At 66.1% G+C, this 24,116-nt stretch carries 23 protein-coding genes; 14 read left to right on the top strand and 9 right to left on the bottom strand.

The window, feature by feature from the left end:
* Window positions 1-6: 6 nt before the first annotated feature.
* Entirely contained in the window at window positions 7-1,092 is a 1,086-nt protein-coding gene (locus CVM50_RS11230) for a Zn-dependent alcohol dehydrogenase (protein WP_085889353.1), read from the top strand.
* A 34-nt stretch (window positions 1,093-1,126) separates the two neighbouring features.
* On the top strand, window positions 1,127-2,356 hold the full coding sequence (locus tag CVM50_RS11225; protein ID WP_085889352.1) for a mandelate racemase/muconate lactonizing enzyme family protein: 1,230 nt from the start codon (window positions 1,127-1,129) through the stop codon (window positions 2,354-2,356).
* Here CVM50_RS11225 and CVM50_RS11220 read toward each other — a convergent pair.
* Together CVM50_RS11220 and CVM50_RS11215 are read right to left on the bottom strand one after the other, a co-directional pair.
* A complete protein-coding gene (locus CVM50_RS11220) occupies window positions 2,353-3,336 on the bottom strand; it encodes an FUSC family protein (protein WP_085889351.1) in 984 nt (327 codons plus the stop codon). The two genes, CVM50_RS11225 and CVM50_RS11220, sit on opposite strands and share 4 nt — an antisense overlap.
* 190 nt (window positions 3,337-3,526) lie before the next feature.
* Complete coding sequence (locus tag CVM50_RS11215) at window positions 3,527-3,733, bottom strand: cold-shock protein (RefSeq protein ID WP_085889350.1); 207 nt, start codon at window positions 3,731-3,733, stop codon at window positions 3,527-3,529.
* Window positions 3,734-4,041: 308 nt separating this feature from the next.
* Here CVM50_RS11215 and CVM50_RS21340 point away from each other — a divergent pair, with 308 nt between their 5' ends.
* The 3 genes from CVM50_RS21340 (at window position 4,042) to CVM50_RS11200 (ending at window position 5,787) form a co-directional block, all read left to right on the top strand.
* Window positions 4,042-4,272, top strand: a complete 231-nt coding sequence (locus CVM50_RS21340; protein ID WP_143515632.1) for a hypothetical protein — start codon at window positions 4,042-4,044, stop codon at window positions 4,270-4,272.
* Window positions 4,273-4,452: 180 nt separating this feature from the next.
* Window positions 4,453-4,866, top strand: a complete 414-nt coding sequence (locus CVM50_RS11205; RefSeq protein WP_100148486.1) for a DUF4168 domain-containing protein — start codon at window positions 4,453-4,455, stop codon at window positions 4,864-4,866.
* Between the two features lie 126 nt (window positions 4,867-4,992).
* Window positions 4,993-5,787, top strand: coding sequence for a helix-turn-helix transcriptional regulator (locus tag CVM50_RS11200; RefSeq protein ID WP_085889348.1), 795 nt, complete (start codon window positions 4,993-4,995; stop codon window positions 5,785-5,787).
* Between the two features lie 284 nt (window positions 5,788-6,071).
* On the opposite strand, the gene CVM50_RS11195 is transcribed toward CVM50_RS11200, so the two are convergent.
* Window positions 6,072-6,959 carry a GIY-YIG nuclease family protein gene (locus tag CVM50_RS11195; protein ID WP_085889347.1) on the bottom strand — a complete coding sequence of 296 codons (888 nt, stop codon included), beginning with the start codon at window positions 6,957-6,959 and terminating at the stop codon, window positions 6,072-6,074.
* 122 nt (window positions 6,960-7,081) lie between these two features.
* Window positions 7,082-8,737 (bottom strand): energy-dependent translational throttle protein EttA, encoded by a 1,656-nt coding sequence (gene ettA / locus CVM50_RS11190; protein ID WP_085889346.1) that lies wholly within the window; start codon window positions 8,735-8,737, stop codon window positions 7,082-7,084.
* A 566-nt stretch (window positions 8,738-9,303) separates the two neighbouring features.
* Between ettA and CVM50_RS11185 the strand changes: the two genes are divergently transcribed.
* The 4 genes from CVM50_RS11185 to dacB all read left to right on the top strand — a co-directional run bounded on the left by CVM50_RS11185 (window position 9,304) and on the right by dacB (window position 14,674).
* Window positions 9,304-10,692 carry a methyl-accepting chemotaxis protein gene (locus tag CVM50_RS11185; RefSeq protein WP_157792174.1) on the top strand — a complete coding sequence of 463 codons (1,389 nt, stop codon included), beginning with the start codon at window positions 9,304-9,306 and terminating at the stop codon, window positions 10,690-10,692.
* Window positions 10,693-10,906: 214 nt separating this feature from the next.
* On the top strand, window positions 10,907-12,316 hold the full coding sequence (locus CVM50_RS11180; protein ID WP_232618225.1) for an AI-2E family transporter: 1,410 nt from the start codon (window positions 10,907-10,909) through the stop codon (window positions 12,314-12,316).
* Window positions 12,317-12,457: 141 nt separating this feature from the next.
* The gene (locus tag CVM50_RS11175; RefSeq protein WP_085889343.1) at window positions 12,458-13,072 is read left to right on the top strand and encodes a nicotinate-nucleotide adenylyltransferase; all 615 of its coding nucleotides are present in this window, start codon (window positions 12,458-12,460) and stop codon (window positions 13,070-13,072) included.
* Between the two features lie 117 nt (window positions 13,073-13,189).
* Entirely contained in the window at window positions 13,190-14,674 is a 1,485-nt protein-coding gene (gene dacB, locus CVM50_RS11170; RefSeq protein WP_085889342.1) for a D-alanyl-D-alanine carboxypeptidase/D-alanyl-D-alanine endopeptidase, read from the top strand.
* Window positions 14,675-14,712: 38 nt separating this feature from the next.
* On the opposite strand, the gene CVM50_RS21335 is transcribed toward dacB, so the two are convergent.
* Window positions 14,713-14,865 (bottom strand): hypothetical protein, encoded by a 153-nt coding sequence (locus CVM50_RS21335; RefSeq protein ID WP_157792173.1) that lies wholly within the window; start codon window positions 14,863-14,865, stop codon window positions 14,713-14,715.
* Between the two features lie 286 nt (window positions 14,866-15,151).
* Window positions 15,152-15,577, bottom strand: a complete 426-nt coding sequence (locus tag CVM50_RS11165) for a tellurite resistance TerB family protein (RefSeq protein WP_085889341.1) — start codon at window positions 15,575-15,577, stop codon at window positions 15,152-15,154.
* A 123-nt stretch (window positions 15,578-15,700) separates the two neighbouring features.
* Here CVM50_RS11165 and CVM50_RS11160 point away from each other — a divergent pair, with 123 nt between their 5' ends.
* The 4 genes from CVM50_RS11160 (at window position 15,701) to CVM50_RS11145 (ending at window position 21,191) form a co-directional block, all read left to right on the top strand.
* The gene (locus CVM50_RS11160; protein ID WP_085889340.1) at window positions 15,701-17,281 is read left to right on the top strand and encodes a lysine--tRNA ligase; all 1,581 of its coding nucleotides are present in this window, start codon (window positions 15,701-15,703) and stop codon (window positions 17,279-17,281) included.
* A 255-nt stretch (window positions 17,282-17,536) separates the two neighbouring features.
* The gene (locus CVM50_RS11155) at window positions 17,537-18,268 is read left to right on the top strand and encodes a DUF4336 domain-containing protein (RefSeq protein ID WP_085889339.1); all 732 of its coding nucleotides are present in this window, start codon (window positions 17,537-17,539) and stop codon (window positions 18,266-18,268) included.
* A gap of 44 nt (window positions 18,269-18,312) precedes the next feature.
* Window positions 18,313-18,723, top strand: coding sequence for a DUF4864 domain-containing protein (locus CVM50_RS11150; protein ID WP_085889338.1), 411 nt, complete (start codon window positions 18,313-18,315; stop codon window positions 18,721-18,723).
* A gap of 176 nt (window positions 18,724-18,899) precedes the next feature.
* A complete protein-coding gene (locus tag CVM50_RS11145; RefSeq protein WP_085889337.1) occupies window positions 18,900-21,191 on the top strand; it encodes a glycosyl hydrolase family 28-related protein in 2,292 nt (763 codons plus the stop codon).
* 88 nt (window positions 21,192-21,279) lie between these two features.
* Here CVM50_RS11145 and CVM50_RS11140 read toward each other — a convergent pair whose 3' ends face one another.
* The 3 genes from CVM50_RS11140 to CVM50_RS11130 form a co-directional block, all read right to left on the bottom strand.
* A complete protein-coding gene (locus CVM50_RS11140; protein ID WP_085889336.1) occupies window positions 21,280-21,774 on the bottom strand; it encodes a HugZ family pyridoxamine 5'-phosphate oxidase in 495 nt (164 codons plus the stop codon).
* A gap of 56 nt (window positions 21,775-21,830) precedes the next feature.
* Window positions 21,831-22,487, bottom strand: a complete 657-nt coding sequence (locus CVM50_RS11135; RefSeq protein ID WP_085889335.1) for a hypothetical protein — start codon at window positions 22,485-22,487, stop codon at window positions 21,831-21,833.
* 209 nt (window positions 22,488-22,696) lie between these two features.
* Window positions 22,697-23,398 carry a response regulator transcription factor gene (locus tag CVM50_RS11130; RefSeq protein ID WP_159457066.1) on the bottom strand — a complete coding sequence of 234 codons (702 nt, stop codon included), beginning with the start codon at window positions 23,396-23,398 and terminating at the stop codon, window positions 22,697-22,699.
* Between the two features lie 344 nt (window positions 23,399-23,742).
* On the opposite strand from CVM50_RS11130, the gene CVM50_RS11125 reads away from it, so the two are divergent.
* Window positions 23,743-24,078, top strand: a complete 336-nt coding sequence (locus tag CVM50_RS11125; protein ID WP_085889333.1) for a TFIIB-type zinc ribbon-containing protein — start codon at window positions 23,743-23,745, stop codon at window positions 24,076-24,078.
* Window positions 24,079-24,116: the final 38 nt, after the last annotated feature.

Raw genomic sequence — 24,116 nt, 5'->3', positions numbered from 1 at the left:
GATCACATGCAGACCATCAAGGCGGCGCTTTGCCGTGAATTCAACGCGCCGATGACCATCGAAGACGTGCAACTGCGCGCACCCGAAATGGGCGAGGTCGAGGTGGAACTGGAAGCGGTGGCAATCTGCCATTCCGACATTTCCTTCTGGCAGGGCGGCTTCGGCGGCCAGGTGCCGGCGGTCTTCGGGCATGAAGCGGCGGGGCGGATCACCGCGCTCGGGCAAGGGGTGCACGGGCTGAAGGTGGGCGATCCGGTCTGCGTCACCCTGATCCGCGCTTGCGGCCATTGTGACTGCTGCGGCTCGGGCATGCCCACGATCTGCGAAACCCCGTTTGACGCCGTGGCGCAAAGCCCGATCAGCCTGCCCGACGGCACGCCGGTGATGCAGGCCATGGCCTCCGGCGCCTTCGCCGAGAAGATGGTGGTGGACCAGAGCCAGGTCGTCGCCATCCCCGACAGCATCCCGATGGACGCGGCCAGCCTGATCTCCTGCGGGGTGATCACCGGGGTGGGTGCCGCCGTCTACGCCAGCGAAATCCGCGCGGGAGACGACGTGGTGGTGATCGGCGCGGGCGGTGTCGGCCTGAACGCCATCCAGGGCGCGCGCATCGCCGGTGCCCGGCGCATCGTGGCGGTCGACCTGGTGCCCGAAAAGCTGGAGGCGGCGAAGGAGTTCGGCGCCACAGACGTGGTCAGCGCCGAGGGAAAACCCTGGAAAGAGGTGAAGCAGGTGCTGGGACGGGGCGCCGATGCGGTGCTGGTCACTGTGGGTGCGGCACCGGTCTACGACATGGCGCCGCGCTACCTTGCACGGGGCGGCAGGATCGTCATGGTGGGGATGCCCCATGGCGACAAGACATCCAGCTACTCGCCGCTGATCATGGCGGACGCGGGCCAGGGCATCGTCGGATCCAAGATGGGCAATGTGGTGGTGAAACGCGACATACCCTGGATGGTCGATATGTACCAGCAGGGGCGGCTGAAACTGGATGAGCTGATTTCAGCACGCTGGACGCTGGACCAGATCAACGAGGCCATCGCCGACACGCTGGCCGGCCAGGCCCGCCGCAATGTGATCATGATGAAATAGGCCGCAGTGGCGCGGCCGGTTGAAGGAGGCCCCCGTGCACCTGTCCGACCTCGACATCATCGTCACCGCCCCGCCCGCACCAGGCTGGGGCGGGCGCTACTGGATCCTGGTGAAGCTGACGACGGCCTGCGGGATCATCGGCTGGGGCGAGGTCTATGCCGCCTCGGTCGGGCCCGAGGCGATGACAGCGGTGATCCGCGATGTCTTCGACCGGCATATGGCCGGCGAAAACCCCGAGCAGATCGAGCTGATGGCCCGCCGCGCCTATTCGGCGGGCTTCACCCAGCGGCCCGACCTGACGGTCATGGGTGCCTTTTCGGGGCTGGAGATCGCCTGTTGGGACATCCTGGGCAAGGCCCGTGACCGGCCCGTCCATGCCCTGCTGGGCGGCCGGATCAACGACCGGATCCGCTGCTACTCCTACCTCTACCCCCTGCCCCACCATGACGTTTCGGCCTTCTGGACCAACCCAGAGATGGCGGCCGACAGCGCGCGCGATCTGGTGGCGCGGGGCTATACGGCGGTGAAGTTCGACCCCGCCGGCCCCTATACGATCCGCGGCGGCCACATGCCGGCGCGGTCGGACCTGGCCCTGTCGGCCCAGGTCTGCGAGGCGGTGCGCGAGGCCGTGGGCGATCACGCGGATCTGCTCTTCGGCACCCATGGCCAGTTCACCGCCACTGGCGCCCTGCGCATGGCGCGCGCCATCACCCCTTACGACCCCGCCTGGTTCGAGGAACCCGTGCCGCCCGATGATCTGACCGGCCTGGCGGAGGTCTGTCGCGCCTCCGGCCTGCCAGTGGCCACGGGCGAGCGGCTGACCACCCTGGCGGAGTTCCGCGCCGTGCTGGAGGCTGGCGCGGCGATCCTGCAACCGGCCACGGGCCGGGCCGGCGGGATCTGGGAGACCCGCAAGATCGCCGCCCTGGCCCAGGCCTTCGGCGCGCAGGTGGCGCCGCATCTCTATGCCGGGCCGGTGGAATGGGCCGCCAACCTGCACCTGGCCGCGACGATCCCCAACCTGATGATGGCCGAAACCATCGAGACCCCGTTCCACGGCGCGCTGATCGGCGGGGCGATCCGGGTGGAGGCAGGCCATGTCACCCTGTCCGACGCCCCCGGGCTGGGGATCGACGTGGACGAGGCACTGGCGCGGGCGCATCCCTACACGGGCGATGCCCTGCACCTGACGATGCAGGAAGACCCCTGCCGCTACGACCGGGCGAATGCCTTCCAGGGAGGCGCGCCGCGCGACGAGGCCTAGGCCAGATGCGCAGGCAGCAGGCGGCGGTGCACCGCCGTCACCAGCAGCGTGCCACAGACCAGCGCCAGGCCGCCTGCAGCCTCCTGCGCCAGCCCGTGACCGATGGCGCCGACCTCAGCCGTGAGCAGGAAGCACATGTTGCTGTCGAGGCCAAAGGGCGCAAGGCGCGGGTGCGCGCGCAGCAGCGCCCCGGCGCCGATGAACCCCACGCCCAGCAGGTAGAGGCCCGGATCCCCCAGGCCCAGCCAATGCCCCAGCCCGCGATAGGCCACCGCCGCCACCACGCCAAGCGCCGCGGCCGGCGGCAGGTAGCGGATCAGCGGACGGGGATCGGGCATCGACCCCATGATCGAGGCAAAGACCGTCAGCGCCAGCGCCCCCGCCACGATCCAGAACTGGCTGATCAGCAAGAGCAGGACCAGCCCGCCCCCGGCGATCATCCCCGCCACCGCCCCATGGCGCAGCCCCCGGCCCAGCCCGTGGTCGAGCCGCAGCCGCTGTGCCTCGTCCCGACGCGGGGTGAAGGGAAAGGTGAAGAGGGTGACCGAGGCCACACCGATCAGCGTGCACCAGACCCGCCCCAGGGCCAGGTCCCAGGGATCCCCCGCCGTCGCCACGCCGGGCAGCACCACCACCCCCAGGGTGATCGCCGCCATCAGCGCCCCGTAGGAATAGGTCGTGCCGATCCAGAAGGCGGCGAAGGTGCCTGCGCCGACCCCCAGGATGTAGAGGGCGACCAGCGCCACCGGATCATGAACATGGGCCAGCATCACCAGGCCCAGCCCGGCCCCCAGCATCGTGCCCAGGATGCGCAACACGCCCCGGATCACCAGGTCCTCCCGCCAGGACTGGCTGACCACCCAGACCGGCATCGCCGCCCAGAAGGGATTGGTGATGCCCAGCCCCCAGGCGACCCCAAGTGCGACCGAGGCCGCGAGGAAGAGTTGCAGGGCGCGGAAGGTCCAGTGATCCCGGGACATCCGGCGGCTCCAAATATGATTGCATATGTCAATCACCTAGCTGGAAAGGGGGGCGATGAAAAGCGTCTTGCGGCGATGCATGCCCCCTGCGGCCCGCGCGCGTCATGGAACGCATGAAAAGGGCCGCCCCTGCGGGACGGCCCTTCCGAAATCTCTCAGGCGGGACGCGCGATGCGCGGCCCCGGCGCGATCAGAGCAGTTCCAGGTTGGTCGCTGCTTCGCGGCCGTTGCGGCCGGTTTCGATCTCGAAGCTGATCTTGGCGCCATCCTGCAGACCGGTCAGGCCCGAACGCTCAACGGCGGAAATGTGGACGAAAACGTCCTTGCTGCCGCCTTCGGGTGCGATGAAGCCGTAGCCTTTGGTGGTGTTGAACCATTTCACGGTGCCAGTGGCCATGTCGTGAACTCCTGTTTTCTTGTGCCGCACGCGGAAGTGCTGCGGCCCGGCGTAGGTCGTCTGATCGAGACTGTCGCCGGTAGCATAACAGGGGGTCGATAGAGGTCGCGTAGCGGGACCCCTTATCGCAGGTTTCGCGAGTCGGGGGAAGAAAAATAACGCGATGCGCTCGGCAGATGCGCCAGACAGGCTTGGCCGTTGGCGACGTCCCGCAGGTCGGAAGGACCCGGCCACGGGGCGGAACAGAAAACAACCCCACCGGGAAGTTGCGCCTGCACGGTGACACCCCCAAGGGCCATGTCTGGCGCATGAGCCAGCCGGTGGCGATGCTCAAAAGCGTCATGAGGCGCACTGCCAACTCGGCGACGGACGCGCAGGGGAGCGCCACCGATATCAATTTCACCTTCATGACCAGAGCCGGGAAGTTCCTGAACTTCGGCAGCATGATGATGTTGCTGGGCACCATGGGGCCGCAGCTATTCCATTCGGCCCGGAACCAGATGATGACCAAGGCCCAGGCGCAGCTCGCTGGAAAGTAGCCCCAGCCACGCCCCCGGCGGGACAAACCGGCGGGGGCACGCGCAGCTCCGGGCGGCAATCCGGCGGCAGAACGCCGAGATCGGCACAGGCGGTTGTACCCCGCCGACCGGAGGCACAGGTCTTAGGCAGCGGGCCGGAATGCCCCGAACGACCATGGACCACGAGCAGGAGGATCCAAGATGACCAAGATGACCCTGACCGGCAAGTTTGCCGCCGCCGCAACCGCCCTCGGCCTGACCCTAGCCCCCGCCGCCCTGGTGGCGCAGGAGGCAACCAGCCCCGAAGCCCCGCAGGAAGCCCCCGCAGCCAGCTTCTCCGACGAACAGCTGAGCGGCTTCGTCGATGCCGCGATGGAAGTGGCCGAGATCCGCGACGCCTACATGCCGCAGCTTCAGGCCGCCGAAAGCGAGGCCGACGCCCAGGCCCTGCAGACCGAAGCCCGGGACGAGATGGTCGCCGCCATCGAGGCCACCGACAACATGGATGTGGAGACCTACACCCAGATCGGGGAAAGCGCCCAGACCGACGAGGCCCTACAGGCCCGGCTGAACACGATGATCCAGGACCGCGTGACCGAGCAGGGCGAGGGCTGAGCCCGCCCCCGGCCAAGACGGCCTGACGAGACGACCTTGCGCCGCCCCCGCCCCGGGGCGGCGCTTTCGTGTGAACGGGGCAGCAAACCCTTCCCCGAACCACACCCGCCGCCTATACCGGATGTCATGACCGATACGGACGTGACAGCCCCTCTCGACGAGACCGTCTTCGGCATGTGGGATCGCCTGGCGGACTTCCGGGCCTCCGACATTGCCGGCGCGCGGCATTTCTTCCTTGAAACACTCTGCTACCTGCTGGACGCACAGAACGCCGCCTGGGTCGGCGCCGTGCGGATGGACCGCCACGATCCCGACGACCCGCTGCACGGCTGGCGCCCGCGCAAGTTCGACCGGCTGCACCATACCAAGGGCAGCAAGGCCCTGGTGCGCGCCAAGGCACGGCAGCTGGAGGACGGCAAACCCGACATTGTCACCATCCGCCGCGTGGCCCTGGCCGGGCAGTTCCGGGTGCACCGGCTGGACGACCTGGCGCCCGAGGGCTGGCGTGATGGCGAGTTCTTCCGCAACTATTACCACGAGGCCGGCATCGTCGACACGATGTGGGCCGGCATCCCCGTCAACGCCGATACCGAGCTGTACCTGGGCCTCTACCGAACCCGTGGCCACGCGCTCTTCCGGCCCGAAGACTGCGACCGGATGGCCTTCGCCCTACGCGGGCTGCGCTGGTTCCACCGCAACCTGATGCTGGCCGAGGGCATCGGCGTCGCCTCCAGCCCCGTCACGCCCGCCGAACAGCGCGTGCTGTCGGGGCTGCTGCACGGCAAGAGCGAGCAGGCGATCGCCGAGGACAACGGCCAGAGCGTGCACACGACCCATGACCACGTGAAACGGCTGTTCCGGAAATATGGCGTCGGCAGCCGCGCCGAGCTTATGGCGCTGTGGCTGGGCAAGGCGGTGTGAGACGCGGCCCTTGCGCAGCAGGGCAAACCGTTCGGGGGACGGTCTGAGCGTCGAAGGGGCGTGGCTCAGATGGGCGCTGCTCCCTAGCCGCCGGAGACCAGCGGCGAAGCCTCAGGGTGAAGGGCAGCGCCCGACCCTGGGTGGGCGCATGTGCTCCCTGTGTTTAGTGTGGACGCCTTCAAGCTGGAGTGTCGGGCGTTCTGCTTGGGAGATCGCCAATGCGCCCTCCCGGGGGGAGGGTCGGGCGCCGCCCGGCGGTGCCGGGCGAGGGGCGCTAGGCTTTTTCAAAGAGAACGGAGCCGCCAATCACCATAGGTCTCGCGCGTTCCAGAAACCAGCCAATCGGTTCTGCCATTTCTAGAAGTGCCAAACAGAAAAACAGCCGCGGCGCTAGGGCTTGAAAACGCAACATCCTCCGTGAGCCTAAAACGCCCGTCATCAAGTGTCTGCGCCCGCCCGCTTTCGAGCACTTGATCTCTGAACGCTTTGAGCTTTTGACTAAAAGAGACGGTTTCATTCAAATCGCCATAAGAGCCTTCCAGCACGACGAACTCTCCATCTTCCTCACGGGCTCTTGCATTAATTCCTTTCCCAGCATGTACCAAAAGAAACTCCGGCTTTTCGACAGACTCCGCGCCAGTTTCCCGCGGCATCTTTGTTGTCGCTTTTCGAAAGAAATCCACCCCCACGACTGGAAGCACGAGCTGAATCGCTTCCAGGAAACTTTCCATGTCGGCGATATCCGCTTCCGGTAGTTTGTCGAACGTAGGCTCCGTCCGGTTCTTCGTTTCGCATTTCTTGGCATCACGCAGGAGGCCAATCATCCTGCCCTCCAAGTATTTTACATGAGCCTTGGTAAGGTTCATGTCCTTATTGGTGACAGCGATAAAGCGCTCCCAGTAATCCTTCTCATCATCTCTCGCATGCGACTGAAGCCTAAGTGAAATGTCATCACCTTCACCCACGTAGACGACTGGCAGGTCGCTATCCAAAGGACTGCCATATAGGATGTAGACACCAGTTCTTTTGAGTTCACTCCGGTTCAGCGCAACATTGAGCTTAGATCGAGGTGCCGAAAGTACATGTCCGGTCCAATTCACGATTTCCGCAGTTACGATCCCAGTTGGCGTACCTTCCGCCAAGTACAGTCTCACTGAACGTCCTGTTGTCATTTCCAACACCTGAAAGGGTTCATAAAAGACCCAAGTTAGGGCTGCGTCTCAAAGAAGGACAGACTGAAAAGGGCGGCCAACCGACCGCCCTTCCCACATCTTCACTCTAGTGGCGCCCCCACTTACCGCGAGAACTTCTTATACTTCAGCCGCTTCGGCTCCAGTGCATCCGGTCCAAGCCGCCGCTTCTTGTCCTCTTCGTAGTCCTCGAAGTTGCCCTCGAACCATTCCACGTGGCCTTCACCTTCAAACGCCAGGATGTGGGTACAGATCCGGTCGAGGAAGAAACGGTCGTGCGAGATGACCACGGCGCAGCCGGCGAAATCGGTCAGGGCGTCTTCCAGCGCGCGCAGGGTTTCCACGTCCAGGTCGTTGGTCGGTTCGTCGAGCAGCAGGACGTTGCCGCCCGAGCGCAGCAGGCGCGCCATGTGCACCCGGTTGCGTTCACCACCCGACAGCAGCGAGACCTTCTTCTGCTGGTCGCCGCCCTTGAAGTTGAAGGCCGAGCAATAGGCCCGCGCGTTCACCTCGGCATCGCCCAGCTTGATGATGTCCTGACCGTCGGCGATGGCTTCCCAGACGTTCTCGTTCGGGTCCAGATCGTCGCGGGACTGGTCCACGTAGCTGAGCTTCACCGTGTCGCCGTATTCGACCGAGCCCTCGTCGGGCTGTTCCTGGCCGGTCAGCATCCTGAACAGCGTCGTCTTGCCGGCGCCGTTCGGGCCGATGACGCCGACGATGCCGCCGGGCGGCAGAGAGAAGTCGAGACCGTCGATCAGGAGCTTGTCGCCCATGGCCTTCTTCAGCCCCTCGACCTCGATCACCTTGGACCCGAGCCGCGGGCCGTTCGGGATGACGATCTGGGCATTGGCCAGCTTCTCGCGTTCGGACTGGTTGGCCATTTCGTTGTAGGACTTGATCCGCGCCTTGGATTTCGCCTGACGGGCCTTCTGGCCCTGGCGCATCCATTCCAGCTCGCGGGCCAGGGTCTTCTGCTTCGACTTGTCCTCGCGCGCTTCCTGCTCCAGCCGCTTGGCCTTCTGCTCCAGCCAGGAGGAGTAGTTGCCCTCGTAGGGGATGCCCTGGCCGCGGTCGAGTTCGAGGATCCAGCCGGTGATGTCATCCAGGAAATAACGGTCGTGGGTGACGATCAGGATGGTGCCCTTGTACTCGATCAGGTGGTTCTGCAGCCAGGCGATGGTTTCCGCGTCCAGGTGGTTGGTCGGTTCATCGAGAAGCAGCATGTCGGGCGCTTCGAGCAGCAGCTTGCACAGCGCGACGCGGCGCTTTTCGCCGCCCGATAGGGTGGTGACGTCGGCATCATCGGGGGGGCAGCGCAGGGCCTCCATCGAGATGTCGATCTGGCTATCGAGGTCCCACAGGTTCTGGGCGTCGATCTCATCCTGAAGCTTGGCCATCTCCTCGGCCGTCTCGTCGGAATAGTTCATCGCCAGATCGTTGTAGCGGGTCAGGATGTCCTGCTTTTCCTTCACGCCCAGCATGACGTTTTCACGCACGGTCAGGTTCGGGTCCAGCTCGGGCTCCTGCGGCAGGTAGCCGACCTTGGCCCCCTCGGCGTGCCAGGCCTCGCCCTGAAAATCCTTGTCCCAGCCGGCCATGATCTTCAGCAGGGTGGATTTACCGGCGCCGTTGACGCCAACCACGCCGATCTTCACCCCGGGCAGGAAGTTCAGGTGGATGTTCTCGAAGCATTTCTTGCCACCCGGGTAGGTCTTGGAGACGCCGGACATGTGGTAGACGTATTGGTAGGCGGCCATGGGGGAACTCCGTGACTCTGGGAAAAGGGTTTGGCGCTGGATACAGAAAGCGGAGGCAAGGAGCAATCGCCCAGACGTGCGGTGACGCAGGACGGAAGCCCTCGGTCACTCTGGCGAGGTCTGCCGTCCTGGATCCTGGGTCTTGGGGGATGAGAGGGCAGGTGTGCCGGACGATGCGGGCACGGCACCGTCCGGCGGAGGGGGACCGCGAAACGAGAGCAGCGGTCCCGGGGGTTCCGGCTCCGGGACGGGAGGCGGATGGGGTAACCTGACGGTACTCCAGATTGACGTAGGGTCAAATACTTTCGCTTCGGGGTCGTCGGTTGCTGGCAATGGTCTCGCGAATTGTGAAAAATTGGAGGAGACACGCCCCCCTGACGGCTCCGGGGCTGCGAAAATCGCCCAATCCGCGTGCAGGGCGGACCTGCGCTGTGCGGGCGTTTACCTCATCCTCAGACACTTCGGGTGAGTCTCCCCCCGTCGTCTCGATGCAGGTTGGCCCCGGTTCGGCCGGGACGACAGGTCAGGTCAGCGGGCTGCAGGCAGCGCCCGGAAAGGAGTGTCGGTTGGATATCGCACAGGAAACCCGCCCGTGGAGCGCGGAGGAAAAGCGCCTGGGCCAGGAACTGAACGCCATGCTCACGACGCAGCTGCGCGACGTTCTGCTGAAGGCCTACTCGGTGGTCGATCCGACCATGCGCGAGGTGCCGCAGGATCTGTATGAAAAGGAGCTGCGCAAGTTCAACCGCATCTCCACCGGTGACTTCAGCCCCGCCTATTTCGCCGAACAGTCGGAGCTGGCCGAGAACATCGCTCGCGACATCTCCTTTCCGAAGTACCTTCAGGGCTATGCGATCTATGCCGGAGAGCTTCTGGTGGCCCTGCAGGAAGCTGCCGAGCGCAAGGGCGCGGCCAAGCGAGCGTCCCTGACGAAACAGCTGATGATGGCGATCTTCGCCGATGTCGCCGTGGCCATGCACCACTTCTTCGATGTCGAGGCCAAGAATGACCGCAAGGGGATGGAGGCGTTGACCCAGGCGCTGACCAGCCTGGCGCGCGGCGACCTGACCTATCGCATCGGCGAGGACGCGCCCGCCAAGATCGCCCGCGCCCGACAGGATTTCAACGAGGCGACCGAAACGCTGCACGCGGCCCTGCAGGAGATCCGCGGCGCCTCCGGCGACGTGCGCGGCGGCAGCGAACACATCGCCTCGGCCATCGAGGCGCTGTCGCGGCGCACCGAAGAACAGGCCGCGGCGCTGGACCGCTCTACCGGCGCACTGCGCGGAATCAGCGAGACGGTCCAGGCGACAAGTACTGGTGCGGGACAGGCGGCAGGCGCGGCCTCCGAGGCCCGCGGCATGGTCACCCGATCGACCGAGGTCATGCAGCAGACTCAGGCCGCGATGCAGGAAATCTCGGGGTCGTCGCGCGAGATCAGCCAGATCGTTTCGGTGATCGACACGATCGCCATGCAGACCAACCTTCTGGCGTTGAATGCGGGTGTCGAGGCTGCACGCGCCGGCGAGGCCGGGCGCGGCTTTGCCGTGGTGGCGACCGAGGTGCGCAGCCTGGCGCAGCGCTCCGCCGAAGCGGCAAAGACCATCCGCGACCTGATCGACCAGTCGGTGACCCAGGTACAGCGGGGCGAGAAACTGGTGGATGAAACCAGCACGGCGCTGGCCACGGCCCGGCAGAAAGTGACGGAGATCGACACCCTTCTGGCCGAGATCACCAAATCGGCCGAGGCGCAGGCCAAGAGCATCGGATCGGTCAGCCAGGAGGTGTCGCACAGCAGCGATTTGACCCAGCAGAATGCTTCGATGGCGGAAGAGACCAACGCCGAGGCGATGCGCCTGCGGGACCAGTCCCAGGCGCTGAACGGGTTGGTGGACCAGTTCCAGCTGTCGCCCGCCGATCACGCACCGCCACCCCTTGCCCGCCGACACGGCTAGGGTTTGTGCCCCATCCTCCGCGCGGCAAGATCCGTGAGACCCGATCAACTTGCCCGCGCCGGCGGGCAGCCCTTTCCTCTTCGCGGCACAGCGGAAGGCCGGAGCCCACGCCCCGACCGATCTCTCCGATCCGCCGCGCCGACAACTCGCGCAAGACGGGAACCGCAAGGCGCGGCGCCGCGTTGAGCCACCGGACCAGTCGGGCGGGAGCGACATGACAACAGAGCGGCGGCAGGGCGGATCGAAGGATCGCCCGCAGGAGGAACAGCCCGAAACGACTCCCGGCACGCCGCCCGCAGAGGCGGCGCAAGGTGCCTCTGGCGAGACCCGACGCGCAGCCCCGGTCGGGGACCTGACGGCAGGGTCTTCCGACCCTTGGGAAGACCGGACGAGCGAAGCCGAGGGGCGCGCGCCGGCCTCCGCGATGCCCGAGGACCCTGACGCCCCCACGTCCCCCCTGCGCCGGGCAGACCAGATGCGGGGCATCCGCAAGCACCTGAGCCACATCCAATATCTGCTCACCGGGCTCTTCATCCTGTTCCTGCTGTGGTCGGTCTATGTCGCCAAGACCGTCGCCCTGCCCGTGGTGCTGGGCTTCCTCATTGCCCTGACCCTCTCGCCTCTGGTGCGCTGGCTTGCGCGCAAGGGCGTGGCCGAGGGGCTGTCGGCGGTGACAATTGTCCTCACCATCGGACTGGCCTCGACCGCCGGCCTCTACATGTTGCGACTGCCGGCCCAGAGCCTGATCGCCGAGGCCCCGCAGATCCAGCAGGAGCTGCGCCTCAAGCTCTGGGACGTCATGCAGAACGTGGAGCGACTTCAAGACGCCTCCGAGCAGATGCAGCAGATGGCCACCGGCGGCGAGGCCGGCGACGACGAGGAGGACCGCGTGGTGGTCACCCCGGCCACGGGGTTCCTGCAGGCCGCGCTCGGCTCTCTTGCCACGTCGGGCACGGTGCTGGTGGTGTCCTTGCTCTTCGCGATGTTCCTGCTCTCCATGGGGGATGCCTTCCGGGCCAGGCTGGTGGATGCCTTCCCGGATTTCCGACGCAAACGACGGGCCGCCCGGATCAGCCGAGACGTGGAACAGCAGATTTCCCGCTACCTGGGGGCGATCACGGTGATCAATGCGGGGCTGGGGCTTTGCATTGGCGTGGCCCTGCACCTGATGGGCATGCCCTATGCGCTGCTCTGGGGCGTGGCGGCCTTCCTGCTGAACTACCTGCCCTATCTGGGCGCCATGGTGGGTGTCGCGGTGTCGGGCGCGGTGGCCGTGGTCACCTATGACAGCCTCGGCGCCGCGTTTCTGGTGCCGCTGGTCTACCTCGGCCTGACCTCGATCGAGGGACAGATGGTGACGCCCTGGCTGGTCGGCCGGCACCTGCGGCTGAACGCGGCGGCGGTGTTCATCGCGGTGGTGTTCTGGGCCTGGCTGTGGGGGGCGGCGGGGGCCTTGCTGGCGGTGCCGATCCTCGTGGTGATCAAGGTGCTGGCCGATCACCTGCCCGGGCTCTCCCTTCTGGGGGCCTTCCTGGAGGGACGCCCGCGGCGCAAACGTGGCCGCCGCCGCCGTGCCCGCGAGGCCAAGGCCCGCCGAGCGGAGGACGGCGCGGCCGCAGTCTAGCCGCGCGCCCGATCCCACTCGGCGCCCATCGGCGGGCATTTGACTTTGCCCCCGCTTCCGGCGCAAATCGCGCAATCGCCCCCGGGCGCCCCGGCCCCGCCGGCCCGGCGCCGCATCGACACGAAGGACGACGAAGCGCCGATGCCCAGCTCCCGACGCCCCCTTGCGCGCCCCGGCCAGCGGATCGGCCTGCTGGGCGGATCCTTCGACCCACCGCACGAGGGCCATGCGCATATTACGCGCGAGGCGCTGAAACGCTTCGGCCTGGATCGGGTGTGGTGGCTGGTCAGCCCCGGCAACCCGCTGAAATCCGATGGACCGGCGCCGATGGAGCAGCGCCTGGCTGCGGCCCGCGCCATGATGGATCACCCCCGGGTCGAGGTGACGGACATCGAGGCCCGGATGGGCACGCGTTACACCGCGCGGACCCTGCGCGGGTTGCAGGCCCGCTACCCTGGCGTCGCCTTCACCTGGTTGATGGGCGCGGACAACCTGGCACAGTTTGATCGCTGGCAGGAATGGCGCTGGATCCTGGGCCACGTGACCATGGGCGTGCTATCGCGCCCCGGCGAGCGGATGGCGGCGCGCAATTCCCGCGCCGCGCGGATCGCTCGCACCGCCCGCTTGCGCGACGCGGAGAGCCACCGCCTGACGGCGTGCGCCCCGCCGGCCTGGTGCTTCGTCGACATGCCGATGGTCGATATCTCCTCGACCGAGATCCGTGCGCGAGGCGACTGGACGCCCCGGAGCAGCTGACGCCGAACCGGCTGGCTGACGACAAACCCACGGCCCTGTGTCGCCCTTTCCCTTGCCCCGCGCGCCGGGGCGCGGCTAGACAGGAGCCATGGATTTGACAACACAGCCCGATTTGCAATGACGTCCTTGTCCCGCCGCGCCTTGCTGGGCGCGATGCTGTCCAGTTTCGCCCTGCCGCTGCAGGCCTCGGCCCCCGCCACATCGCTGCGCCCGCGCCTGCGCCCTGACGGCGTGGCGGAGCCGCCGACCGTTCAGGATCTGGTCGATGCGGCCGGGGTCAGCGGCATCTCCAGCCTGGCCGTTGCGCGCCTGGGATCAACCGAGCCGCTAGAAAGCGTCGCCGCTGATGCCCCGCTGCCCCCCGCAAGCGTGGGCAAGACACTGACCGCGCTCTACGCGCTGGCGGTCCTCGGGCCGCAGCACCGCTTCGCCACCCGTGTCCTGGGCACCGGCACCCTGGCCAATGGCCGGCTGGACGGGGATCTGATCCTGGTCGGAGGTGGCGATCCGGGCCTCGACACGGCCGACCTGGCCGACCTGGCGGGCAAGCTGAAGGCTGCCGGGCTGCGCGAAGTGCGCGGGCGTTTCCTCTACTACGGGGGCGCCCTGCCCGAAGCCCGCCTGATCGATGCCGATCAGCCCGACCACGTGGGCTACAACCCCGGCGTCTCGGCCCTGAGCCTGAACTACAACCGTGTGCATTTCGAGTGGAAGCGGCAGGCCGACAAATGGGCCGTGACCATGGATGCCCGAACCCGCGACTACAGGCCCGACGTGACGATCGCGCGCATGCAGGTGGTCGACCGTAGCGCGCCGATCTACACCTACGCCGACCGCCAGGGGCGCGACGACTGGACGGTGGCCCAGGGCGCGCTTGGCAACGGCGGCGCGCGCTGGCTGCCCGTGCGGCGGCCTGCGGCCTATGCCGCCGAAGTCTTCGCCACCATGGCCCGGGCCAACGGCATCGTCCTGGACACGCCGGAGGAGGCCCGCAGCCTGCCCGCCACCTCGGAACTGGCGCGCCACGAAAGCCGGCCGCTGGTCGAGATCGCCAAGCTGATGCTCTATTATTCGAACAACCTGACGGCGGAACTGCTGGGCCTGTCGGCCAGTGCCGCGCGCGGCGGCAAACCGGCCTCGATCCGCGACTCGGCCCAGGCCATGAGCGACTGGGCCCGCGCCACACATGGCCTGCGCGACGTGGCGATGGTGGACCATTCGGGATTGGGCGATGCATCGCGCTTTCCCGCCGCCGACCTGGTGCGCCTGCTGGCAGACCGCCAGGTGCATGCCACGTTGAAGCCCTTGCTGAAGGACATCGACGTGAAGGATGACGAGGGCCGCCCTATGTCCGCCCCCGGCTTCGAGGTGGCGGCAAAGACTGGCACCCTGAATTTCGTCAGCGGGCTGGCGGGCTATGTCGTGCGTCCCGACGGCGACGACCTGGCGTTTGCGGTGGTGTCGGGCGACCTGCCCAGGCGCGCCTCGCTCAGCCGTGCCGAACGGGAACGTCCCCGGGGTGGCCGGGCCTGGACGGCGCGGGCGCGCGGCCTTCAGCAGGACTGCCTGAAACGGTGGGGGGCGCTCAAAGCACAGGGCTAGGTCGCATTGGACGGCCCCGGCCCTGTCGAAGCGACGCCTTAGCGGCTCTCGCTCGGACCCGGCAGGCGGGTGGTCGTCTCTGCAGAGGCCGGCAGGGTGTGGGCCGAAAGACCCGAGGGCTGCAGCGCGGCACCCAGGACGGGCACGAGGCAGAGAAGGGCAAGGCCCAGGATGAGAACGAAGCGGCGCATTCCGGTAAACTTCTGAAACAAGGTCATACGTAAGATATGGGGCAGCCCCCGCCCCGATCAATGCGGGTATTCCGGACCCGCAGCCCATGGGCGTCCCTCCGCCCGAGGCTGGCGCACCTCCGCCGATCGCTGTTTCAGCGCTGAAATGAAGCCCCTACAGGGCACCCGAAAAGACGGACAAGACCAGCTGGCCCTTGGCCACGGCGGAGCGGAGCAGCCCCGGCCATGCGTTGGCCCAAACTGCCCCGATGACACGCCCGTCCGCCCGATCCGCGCCGGCGCCGCGTCACTCTGTCAGATGCCGGGCCCTGGCGCCGCGTTCGATGGCGGCGGCATGGAGGCGGTCGAGATCGAGCTCGTAGCGCATTTCCTCCAGGAGGCGCAGTTCGCTCTCGCGCAGGGTGCCGTCGGCGGCCGCTACGTCGCAGCACAGCGCATAGGCCGTTTCATAGAGCCGCTCCGGCAGGTTGTTCCGCACCAGGCCGAAGAGCGCGTCCAGCCCATCTTCCTCGGTGAAGAGATCGAAGACGATCGATGACATCAGCTTGATCCGCGTGTCATCGTAGCTGGCGAAGATCGGCAGGGTGTTCACCTGGTTCTCGATCTTGATCAGCTCGGAGGTGCGCATCGTCTCGTCCGAGGCCGAAACGGAAATCATCAGCAGGACCAGGCAATCCTGCGCCGTAAGGGAATGGGGGATGTCGGTGGCCATCGGCGGCGGTCCTTCGCGAAGTCGTTGTTTTGCGGGGCAGCAGGGCCACATTATTGACCCTGCCGCATCCGCACAATAGGAAGCCCGGGTCCCGTCCGGGGGCGAATCCCGAAGGAGAGAACAATGTCCGAGTTGCGCCAAGCCGCATTGGAATCGAAAGCCTGGCCTTTCGAAGAGGCCCGCCGCCTTGCCAAACGGTACGAAAAGAAGGCGCCGGAAAAGGGCTATGTCCTGTTCGAGACGGGCTATGGCCCCTCCGGCCTGCCCCATATCGGCACCTTCGGCGAGGTCCTGCGTACCACGATGATCCGCCGCGCCTTCGAGGTGATCAGCGATATTCCCACCCGTCTCATCTGCTTCAGTGATGACATGGACGGGATGCGAAAGATCCCCGGCAACGTGCCGAACCAGGAGCGCCTGAAGGAGGACATCCAGAAGCCCCTGACCAGCGTCTTCGACCCCTTCGAGACGCACGAAAGCTTCGGCCACCACAACAACGCCATGCTGCGCCGGTTCCTCGACACCTTCGGGTTCGAGTATGAATTCTACTCGGCCACCGATTTCTACAAGTCGGGTCAGTTCGACGAGGTCCTGAGACGCGCCGTCGAGAAATACGACGACGTGATGAAGGTCATGCTGAAGTCCCTGCGCGAGGAACGCGCGGCGACCTATTCGATCTTCCTGCCGATCCACCCCGAAACCGGTCGCGTCCTTTACGTGCCGATGAAGGAGGTGAACGCGCAGGATTACACGATCACCTTCGACGACGAAGAGGGCCGCGAGTGGACCCTGCCCGTCACGGGCGGCAATGTGAAACTGCAGTGGAAGCCCGATTTCGGCGCCCGCTGGGCCGCGCTTGGCGTCGACTTCGAAATGTACGGCAAGGACCACAGCACCAACACGCCGATCTACGACCGGATCTGCGAGATCCTGGGCGGCAAGAAGCCCGAGCATTTCACCTACGAGCTGTTCCTGGATGACCAGGGTCAGAAGATCTCGAAATCCTCGGGCAACGGGATCTCGATCGACGAATGGCTGACCTATGCCTCGACCGAGAGCCTGTCCTACTTCATGTACCAGAAGCCGAAGACGGCGAAGCGCCTGTATTTCGACGTGATCCCGCGGGCGATGGACGAGTACCACCAGCAGCTGCGCGCCTATCCGGATCAGGATGCCAAGGGCAAGGCGGCGAACCCGGTCTTCCATATCCACAACGGCAATGTGCCCGCCTCGGATCTGGTGGTGCCCTTCTCGATGCTGCTGAACCTGGCCTCCGTGTCTGGGGCAGAGGACAAGGAAACGCTCTGGGGCTTCATCCGCCGCTATGCGCCCGAGGCCTCCCCCGAGGGCAATCCGCAGATGGACCAGGCAGCCGGCTTCGCCGTGGCCTATTACAACGACTTCGTGAAGCCAACGAAGGTCTTCCGACTGCCCACCGAGCAGGAGCGCGAGGCGCTGGAGACCCTGCGCGACGCGCTGCGCACCTATGACGGCGAGATGACCGACGAGGCGCTGCAATCGGTGGTCTATACCGTGGGGCGCGAGCGGTTCGATCCGATGAAGGCCTGGTTCTCCTGCCTCTATGAAGTCCTGCTGGGCGCCAGCCAGGGGCCGCGTTTCGGCGGCTTCATCGCGCTTTACGGCGTGACCGAAACGGCTGACCTGATCGACCGCGCCTTGGCCGGCGACTTCGTCGAGGGCTGAGGCCGGGCCTCACGGGCTAGTAATTTGGAAAGGAGGGCTCCGGCCCTCCTTTTTTCTTGCGCCCCTTTGTCCGGACCGGGCAACGAGCGCCATCCACCCTTCTCTCTGCTCCTAGTATCTCCCATCGCCGGCAGGACGATCCCGGCGCGGCCCTTGCGCCGCGCCGCCCCCTCAAAACCCTCTTCCGGGCGGCGCTTGCGCCCCCCTGCCGCAAGGGGCATGTTGCACCCGAGAACCCGCAGGGAAGGCACAGTCATGAGCAGAAACACGGGATACGAACCGCTGGACGTGCCGAAGCCTTTCGGCCCGGAGATATGGATCGTCGACGGACCACATATCCGCTTCTACGGCCTGCCCTTTTCCACCCGCATGACCCTTGTGCGCCTGCCCTCTGGCGGCCTCTGGGTGCATTCGCCGATCAAGCCGAATGAAAGGCTTCTGGCGCGGGTCGAGGAACTGGGCCCGGTTGCCCACCTGGTTGCGCCCAATGCCATCCACTACGCCTACCTGGGCGAATGGCAGGCCCGTTTCCCCGAGGCCCAGGCCTGGGTCGCGCCAGGCGTCCGGGCCCGCGCCACAGCCCATAAGGTCGAACTGGGCCCGGCGGAAGAGCTGTCTGCCAGCGCCAGCTGGGAGGGCGTGATCGAGAGCTACCTGGTGCGGGGCAGCAAGGTCCTTCAGGAGGCGGTCTTCTTCCATACCCCCTCTCGAACCGTCGTGCTGACCGACTTCATCGAGAACTTCGACCCAAAGCACCTGCCCTGGCTCTTCGGACGGCTTGTGCGCCTTGCGGGCATGACTGTACCCGACGGGCGGATGCCACCTGACATGTACGCCACCTTCGACAAGGCGGAGCTGCGCCGGTCGGTCGAGGCGATCCTGGCCTGGGCGCCGGAGCGTGCGGTGCTGGCCCATGGTGCGCCCTACGAATCCCGGGCCTCGGCGCGGATCCGCCGCGTTTTCCGCAAGCTTCTTGACGCTTCGTAAGCACGACCTATCCTTCTTGTGATCGGACGAGAGGAGGCGGCGCGATGCGGACCCTTGCAGCAATTCTCACGGCACTATCCCTGACGATCACCTTGGCCCTGCCCGCGCAGGCCAGCCAGGATATTCGCGACATCATCGGGGACCAGATGGAAGACCTGCGCAGAGGCGATTTCGCCAGCGCCTTCGATCACGCCTCCCCGGGGATCCGCAATTATTTCGGGTCCGTAGAGAATTTCGAGACCATGCTGCGCGGCGGCTACCCGATGGTGATCGGCCCGCGGGAGTATTTCTTCCTCGCCGACCGTCCCGAAACCGAGCAGCGCCAGGTGCAACCCGTGCAGGTCGAGGACCAGGGCGGCCGCCTTTTCACGCTGGAGTATTTCATGCTGCGCACCGACACCGGTTGGAAGATCGACGCCGTGCGCCTGATGGACGTTGCCAAACCCTCCGTCTGATCCGGCCTGAGCCTCGCGCGCACCGCCGACGCCACGTTTCCGCCTCCCCCGTCCCCTTCTTCTCTCCCCGATCAAGGGCCGAACGGTCCTCTCGGGAGCCGTTAACCAGCCATTGATACCTCTTCCCTCCGACGCCGCGGGCCGCCGCCCGGGCCGCGAGAGGAAAGGGATTGGGCATGAACAAGGCGATCACGGACGGCATCAATTTCATGCCGCCGGCATTCGAGAACGGTCTGGCGCAATGGTCGAAGGGGGATGGCACACCGGGCTCCGACACCTATGTCGGCGACCCCAACGCCGCGATCATCGCCGCCGATCAGGATTTCGCCGGTTGTCTGGAACTGCTGAAGGGATCGTCGACGCAGAAGCTGCGCTACATGGGGGAAACCCCGATCCTGCCGGGCTGCTACCTGCGCATCACGGCGCGGGTGAAGGCCATCAGCGGCAACTTTCCCATCGTGCGCATCGCCGGCTGGGCCGGGGACGTGGGCGACTCCCATGTGACCGGCCTGGTGGAAACCGGCCCCGAGATCGTCCTGTCGAGCTATGGCGAGGTGGTCGAGGTCAGCGCCATCGTCGGCACCGGCGGCCGGGACGGGGTGGACATGCCCTGGGGCACACAGCCGGTCTACGGCCATTTCGGCCTGGACCTGACCGGCGCAAACGGCGGCATCGTGCGGATCGACGACATCCGCATTGAGGATGTGACGGATGTCTTCCTGCGCGACATGCTGGCCTGGGTCGACGTGCGCGATTTCGGCGCCACGGGCGACGGGGTCACCGACGATCTGCCCGCGTTCGAGGCGGCCGACGCGGCCGCCGACGGGCGGCTGGTGAAGGTGCCCGAGGGCAACTATTACCTGTCCGACAGCATGACCTTCGACAATCGCGTGCAGTTCGACGGCCATGTGACGATGCCCGCCAGCGCCATGCTGTCGCTGACGCAGAACTTCCATCTGCCCGCCTATATCGACGCCTTCGGCGACGAGGAGCTGGCCTTCAAGAAGGCCTTCCAGTCGCTCCTGAACAACGCCGACCACGAAAGCCTGGACCTGGGCGGGCGGCGTATCAAGGTGACCGAGCCCATCGACATGCAGGCGGCGGTGGCCAACAAGACCAGCTATGCGCAGCGCCGCCATATTTGCAACGGCCAGTTCGATTGCAATGGCGGCAGCGCCTGGGACACCGACATCACCGCCAGTCAGGGCACCTACGACCCGGCGAAACCGACCGAGCTGTCGGGGGTGACCAACGTGGCCAACATCCGGCCCGGGTCGCTGATCGAGGGCAACGGCGTAGGACGCGAGGTCTATGTGACCTCGGTCGACGTGGCGCAGCAGAAGATCGAGCTGTCGCTGCCCCTCTACGCCGCCGCCGGGACGCAGAACTTCACCTTCAAGCGGTTCAAGTACCTGCTGGATTTCAGCGGCTTCGACTATCTCGACAAGTTCTCCATGTCGGATATCGAGTTCCAGTGTTCCGGCGACTGCAGCGCCATCCTGCTGGCCCAGACCGGGCTGATCTTCCACCTGCGCGACTGTTTCATCACCCGCCCCAAGGATCGCGGCATCACCAGCCATGGCACCGGCTGTCAGGGGATGTTGATCGACCGCTGCCAGTTCATCACCGACGAAAGTGGCACGCTGAGCCAGGACCGGGTGTCGATCGCACTGAACGTCAACGCCAACGATGTGAAGCTGCGCAACAACCGCGTCCAGCAGATGCGCCATTTCGCCATCCTGGCCGGCACCGGCACCATCGTCACCGGCAACCACTTTTTCGGCGGCGACACGGCCAACGCGGGCATCCGGTTACCTGGCATCGTCCTCAGCCGGACCAACGCGCGGGCGACGATCAACGGTAACTATATCGACAACTTCTTCATTGAATGGGGCAACGAGCACGACCAGGCGCCGGAGTTTTCCAGCGAATACAGCTTCTCCGGCCTCAACATCACCTACAACATCTGCCTGTGCAGTTCGGTCGCGCCCTGGTTCAGCTTCATCGTGGTGAAACCCTACGGGCCGGGCCATTACCTGAACGGTATGAACGTCAACGGCAACATCTTCCGCACCATCCAGGGCGCTATCGACCGGGTGGAGCGGGTGGATACCACGCACGCGGATCTCGACTACGGGCGCAACAAGAACGTCACTTTCGAGGGCAATATGTACAACGCCGTCTCCGTCAGTACGGTGAACCCGCTGCCGGTGACCCACACGGAAGCCAGCGCCGCCAGCACCTGGACGGTGGATTGCGCCCCGCAGTTGCCCTTCGGGGGATGGGCGCAGAATGTCGACGCGGTGGTGGCACGGGGCCGCATCACCAACGGATCCGACGCGGCCCATTTCGGGATGCCCTATGTCGAGGTCGAGAAGGGCGCGGACAAGGATCAGGTGACGCTGCACTGGCAGGAGCCAGTCAAAGGCACGGTCAGCCTGCGGGTGCGGATGGACGATCCGGCCTGATCTGCCAGTCAGATCTGAAACGACAGCAGGCCCCGCCATGCGGGGCCTTCTCGTGTCGGACTTCCCTGAGAACCAGACTGCCCTGAAATCAGAGGCCCAGATCAGCCGGGGTCAGGCGGAAGGCCTTGCCGAAACCGCCGTTCAGCAACGCCTCTTCGGGGTAAAACCGCACTAGCAGGAAATCGGCGAATCCGATGTAGAGTTTCGATTTTGGACGTTCGGCCACGTAATGGGCCGAGAGCGCCTCGAAGGCGTCGCTGTCGCGGTCAATGACCTCTGGCCGGCACTGGATCGTCAGGCGCGGATGGGTCAGCGGGTCGCCCTTGCCGCCCGGTTCCCCCACCATCAGCGAGGCGGGGCGCCCGGCCAGAAGCGGCGCGGTATGAGCGGCCAGCTGGCTGACCAGGGTCAGGGGCATGCCCGCCGGGTCGCAGGCCAGGGCGATGCGGGTGACCATCGGCGCGCCCTCGGTCACCGTGGCCAGGGCGGCAAAGAGGGCCTCGTCGATCAGGCCGCGAGCCAGGGCGCGAGCCTCGTCGTCGGTGGGGCGGATCGGATCGGTCTTGGGGGTCTGCTCGGACATGGGCCCGGTCTAGCGCAGCTCAGGCCAGGGCGCCAGACGGGTGCGCATGCCAGGGCTCAGAATTCCCGCCAGACCCCCAGCTTGACCCGATAGGGATCGGTCGAAACCAGCCCCGCCGCGGCCCCCACATCCAGGTAGAGCCCGTCGCGCAGCCGCCAGGCAACCGAGGCCTCGACGCGCGAGAAGAAGGGATCCCCCATCTGCTGCCCCGATTGCACCTGCAGGTAGTATTTGTGCCCACTCCGTGCCGTCATCCCCAAGGTCATGTCGACCTTCCAGTCGACCAGCAGCAGGTCCGGGAATATCTCGGCCACCATGTCGACCGAGGCCCAGCCCTCGGGCTGCGCGAATCCACGCCCGATGGACAGGCCGGGGCGCATCACCTGCTGGCCATCAATCTCGCCATAGCCCAGGTCCATCGACGCCTTCAGCCCCAGAAATTCGGGAAGCGGGACCGGCATCGACAGGGCGATGATGGTCTTCTCAAAGCCCGATATGGCCCCGCCCAGATCGGCGGATAGGGTCAGCCGGTCGGTCAGCCCATATTCATGGTAATAGGAAAAGCTCGGCGTCAGGCTGCCGTCCTCGCTGCCGATGCCGCGCAGGGCGGCGAAGGCGAAATGATTGCCCTTGCCGCGCGGCCAGGCCCCGGCCTCTGCCCCGTGCAGCCCGGCCAGCCAGAGGATCCCTGCGAGGATGAAACGGAGAGTCACCGGCGCCTCCCTGCCCGGGGCGGTCAGCGCGCTGTGCCGCGGCCTCCCCCGGTCCGAAACGGTCCGGGACAGCCTGGGACGGCAAGGTTAATGAATTGATAAGGAAGGAAAGGCGACGCGAAAGGGCGTCGCCTTTCTTACCATTTCGGTAAAGACCGGGACCGCGCCCAGGCGGCACGCTCCACCAGGGCGGGGCACCGCGACCCAGATCAAGCGGCCGCCTCCTGGCGCTCGGGCAGGGTCAGCATCGGGATGCGCACCCCCTGGCCGAAGGCGGTGACCAGAACATCCTCGGGGGCGCCGATGGCCGCCAGCTTGGACCGGATGCGACAGATGTAGACGTCGATGATCTTGGGATCGGGTTCATCCTGCCAGGCGTAAAGCTGCAGCATGATCTGTTCGCGGGTCACCATGCCACCGGCGCGCAGCATCAGCATCTCGATCAGCTCGTACTCCAGCCGGGTCAGGTGCAGGGGCATCTGCCCCCAGTGCACGGCGCGTTCCTCGACGTTCAGCGTCAGCGCCCCGGAGGTCAGCTGCGGCGAGGCGAAGCCACAGGTCCGGCGCACATAGGCGCGCAGGCGGGCCGCGATCTCCACCGGCTTGGCGGGCCATTCGAACAGCTCATCCGCACCCCGGGCCATGAACCGCGTGCGCATCGCGTCTTCCACCCGGCGGCTGACCACCACGATCACCATGCGGGGGTGATCCGCGCGCAGCCTGGCGATCAGATCACCCGCGTTCATGTCGGGCAAATCGGGGTCGATCAGGATGGCGTTCTGTTCCGCGGAGGAGGCGAACTCCAGCAGCTCCGCGCCCGATCCGGCCTCGGTGATGTAGAACCCTTCCTTGCGCAGGGCATGGGCCAGGCCCGCAATATTCCAGGTGGTATCGGCAACCAGAAGGCGCATCCCGTTCTCCTTTTCATCCCTTCGATCAGGATCGACGATGTGAAGAGAGATGGCCGCCGACGGAGGGCATCTGCGGCCCACACCGTCGATCAGGATCTTCATGCACCGGGCCTGCGGCCCATCTGTCGGCAGGGGCGGCGCCCGCTGCCTGCGTCGCCGGGTGGGACGTTGCCCCGCTGTCCGGCAAGAAAAGTCATACCCTGTTTACCGCCCGCTGGTCATCTATACGAAAGGATAAGTCTCAACTTTTCCAGATACTTGGTTAACGTGACAGGGTCAGAGGTTGCGCCCCTGCCCGCCGGCGCCCATCTGGAAGGGAAGCTTGAAACAGGAGGAGATGGCGCATGCGTTGCCCGGTGGATGGAACCGAATTGCTGATGACCGACCGGCAGGGGGTCGAGATCGACTATTGCCCGACCTGCCGGGGCGTCTGGCTGGATCGGGGCGAGCTGGACAAGATCATCGAGCGCAGCGCCGAGGAACTGGCCCCCGCGCCGCAGCCTCAGCCGCAACGCCGCGCCACCCCTGCGCGGGAGTACCGCGAGCCCTACCCGGCCGAGGAACGCGATCGCCGCTATGACCCGCGTGCCGCCCACTACGGCGAGCCGCGCTATGACAAGAAGTACTACAAGAAGAAGAAGCGGAAATCGTTGCTGAGCGAGATCTTCGACTTCGACTGAGGCACCGGCCGGGGCGCCTGGCGCCACGCAGAGACAGC

It is taken from the genome of Pseudooceanicola marinus (assembly GCF_002786295.1).
GTDB lineage: Bacteria > Pseudomonadota > Alphaproteobacteria > Rhodobacterales > Rhodobacteraceae > Pseudooceanicola > Pseudooceanicola marinus.
Note: the sequence above shows the minus strand (reverse complement) of the source record. Positions and strands in the feature narration are given on the sequence as shown.

Bases quoted from the DNA above. Each gene is read 5' to 3' on its own strand.
- CVM50_RS11230 (WP_085889353.1), top strand. From the start codon at position 7: ATGCAGACCATCAAGGCGGCGCTTTGCCGTGAATTCAACGCGCCGATG.
- CVM50_RS11220 (WP_085889351.1), bottom strand. From the start codon at position 3,336: ATGTCCCGGGATCACTGGACCTTCCGCGCCCTGCAACTCTTCCTCGCG.
- CVM50_RS11215 (WP_085889350.1), bottom strand. From the start codon at position 3,733: ATGGCCACTGGCACCGTGAAATGGTTCAACACCACCAAAGGCTACGGC.
- CVM50_RS21340 (WP_143515632.1), top strand. From the start codon at position 4,042: ATGAGCCAGCCGGTGGCGATGCTCAAAAGCGTCATGAGGCGCACTGCC.
- CVM50_RS11205 (WP_100148486.1), top strand. From the start codon at position 4,453: ATGACCAAGATGACCCTGACCGGCAAGTTTGCCGCCGCCGCAACCGCC.
- CVM50_RS11200 (WP_085889348.1), top strand. From the start codon at position 4,993: ATGACCGATACGGACGTGACAGCCCCTCTCGACGAGACCGTCTTCGGC.
- CVM50_RS11195 (WP_085889347.1), bottom strand. From the start codon at position 6,959: ATGACAACAGGACGTTCAGTGAGACTGTACTTGGCGGAAGGTACGCCA.
- ettA (WP_085889346.1), bottom strand. From the start codon at position 8,737: ATGGCCGCCTACCAATACGTCTACCACATGTCCGGCGTCTCCAAGACC.
- CVM50_RS11180 (WP_232618225.1), top strand. From the start codon at position 10,907: ATGACAACAGAGCGGCGGCAGGGCGGATCGAAGGATCGCCCGCAGGAG.
- CVM50_RS11175 (WP_085889343.1), top strand. From the start codon at position 12,458: ATGCCCAGCTCCCGACGCCCCCTTGCGCGCCCCGGCCAGCGGATCGGC.
- dacB (WP_085889342.1), top strand. From the start codon at position 13,190: ATGACGTCCTTGTCCCGCCGCGCCTTGCTGGGCGCGATGCTGTCCAGT.
- CVM50_RS21335 (WP_157792173.1), bottom strand. From the start codon at position 14,865: ATGCGCCGCTTCGTTCTCATCCTGGGCCTTGCCCTTCTCTGCCTCGTG.
- CVM50_RS11165 (WP_085889341.1), bottom strand. From the start codon at position 15,577: ATGGCCACCGACATCCCCCATTCCCTTACGGCGCAGGATTGCCTGGTC.
- CVM50_RS11160 (WP_085889340.1), top strand. From the start codon at position 15,701: ATGTCCGAGTTGCGCCAAGCCGCATTGGAATCGAAAGCCTGGCCTTTC.
- CVM50_RS11155 (WP_085889339.1), top strand. From the start codon at position 17,537: ATGAGCAGAAACACGGGATACGAACCGCTGGACGTGCCGAAGCCTTTC.
- CVM50_RS11150 (WP_085889338.1), top strand. From the start codon at position 18,313: ATGCGGACCCTTGCAGCAATTCTCACGGCACTATCCCTGACGATCACC.
- CVM50_RS11145 (WP_085889337.1), top strand. From the start codon at position 18,900: ATGAACAAGGCGATCACGGACGGCATCAATTTCATGCCGCCGGCATTC.
- CVM50_RS11140 (WP_085889336.1), bottom strand. From the start codon at position 21,774: ATGTCCGAGCAGACCCCCAAGACCGATCCGATCCGCCCCACCGACGAC.
- CVM50_RS11130 (WP_159457066.1), bottom strand. From the start codon at position 23,398: ATGCGCCTTCTGGTTGCCGATACCACCTGGAATATTGCGGGCCTGGCC.
- CVM50_RS11125 (WP_085889333.1), top strand. From the start codon at position 23,743: ATGCGTTGCCCGGTGGATGGAACCGAATTGCTGATGACCGACCGGCAG.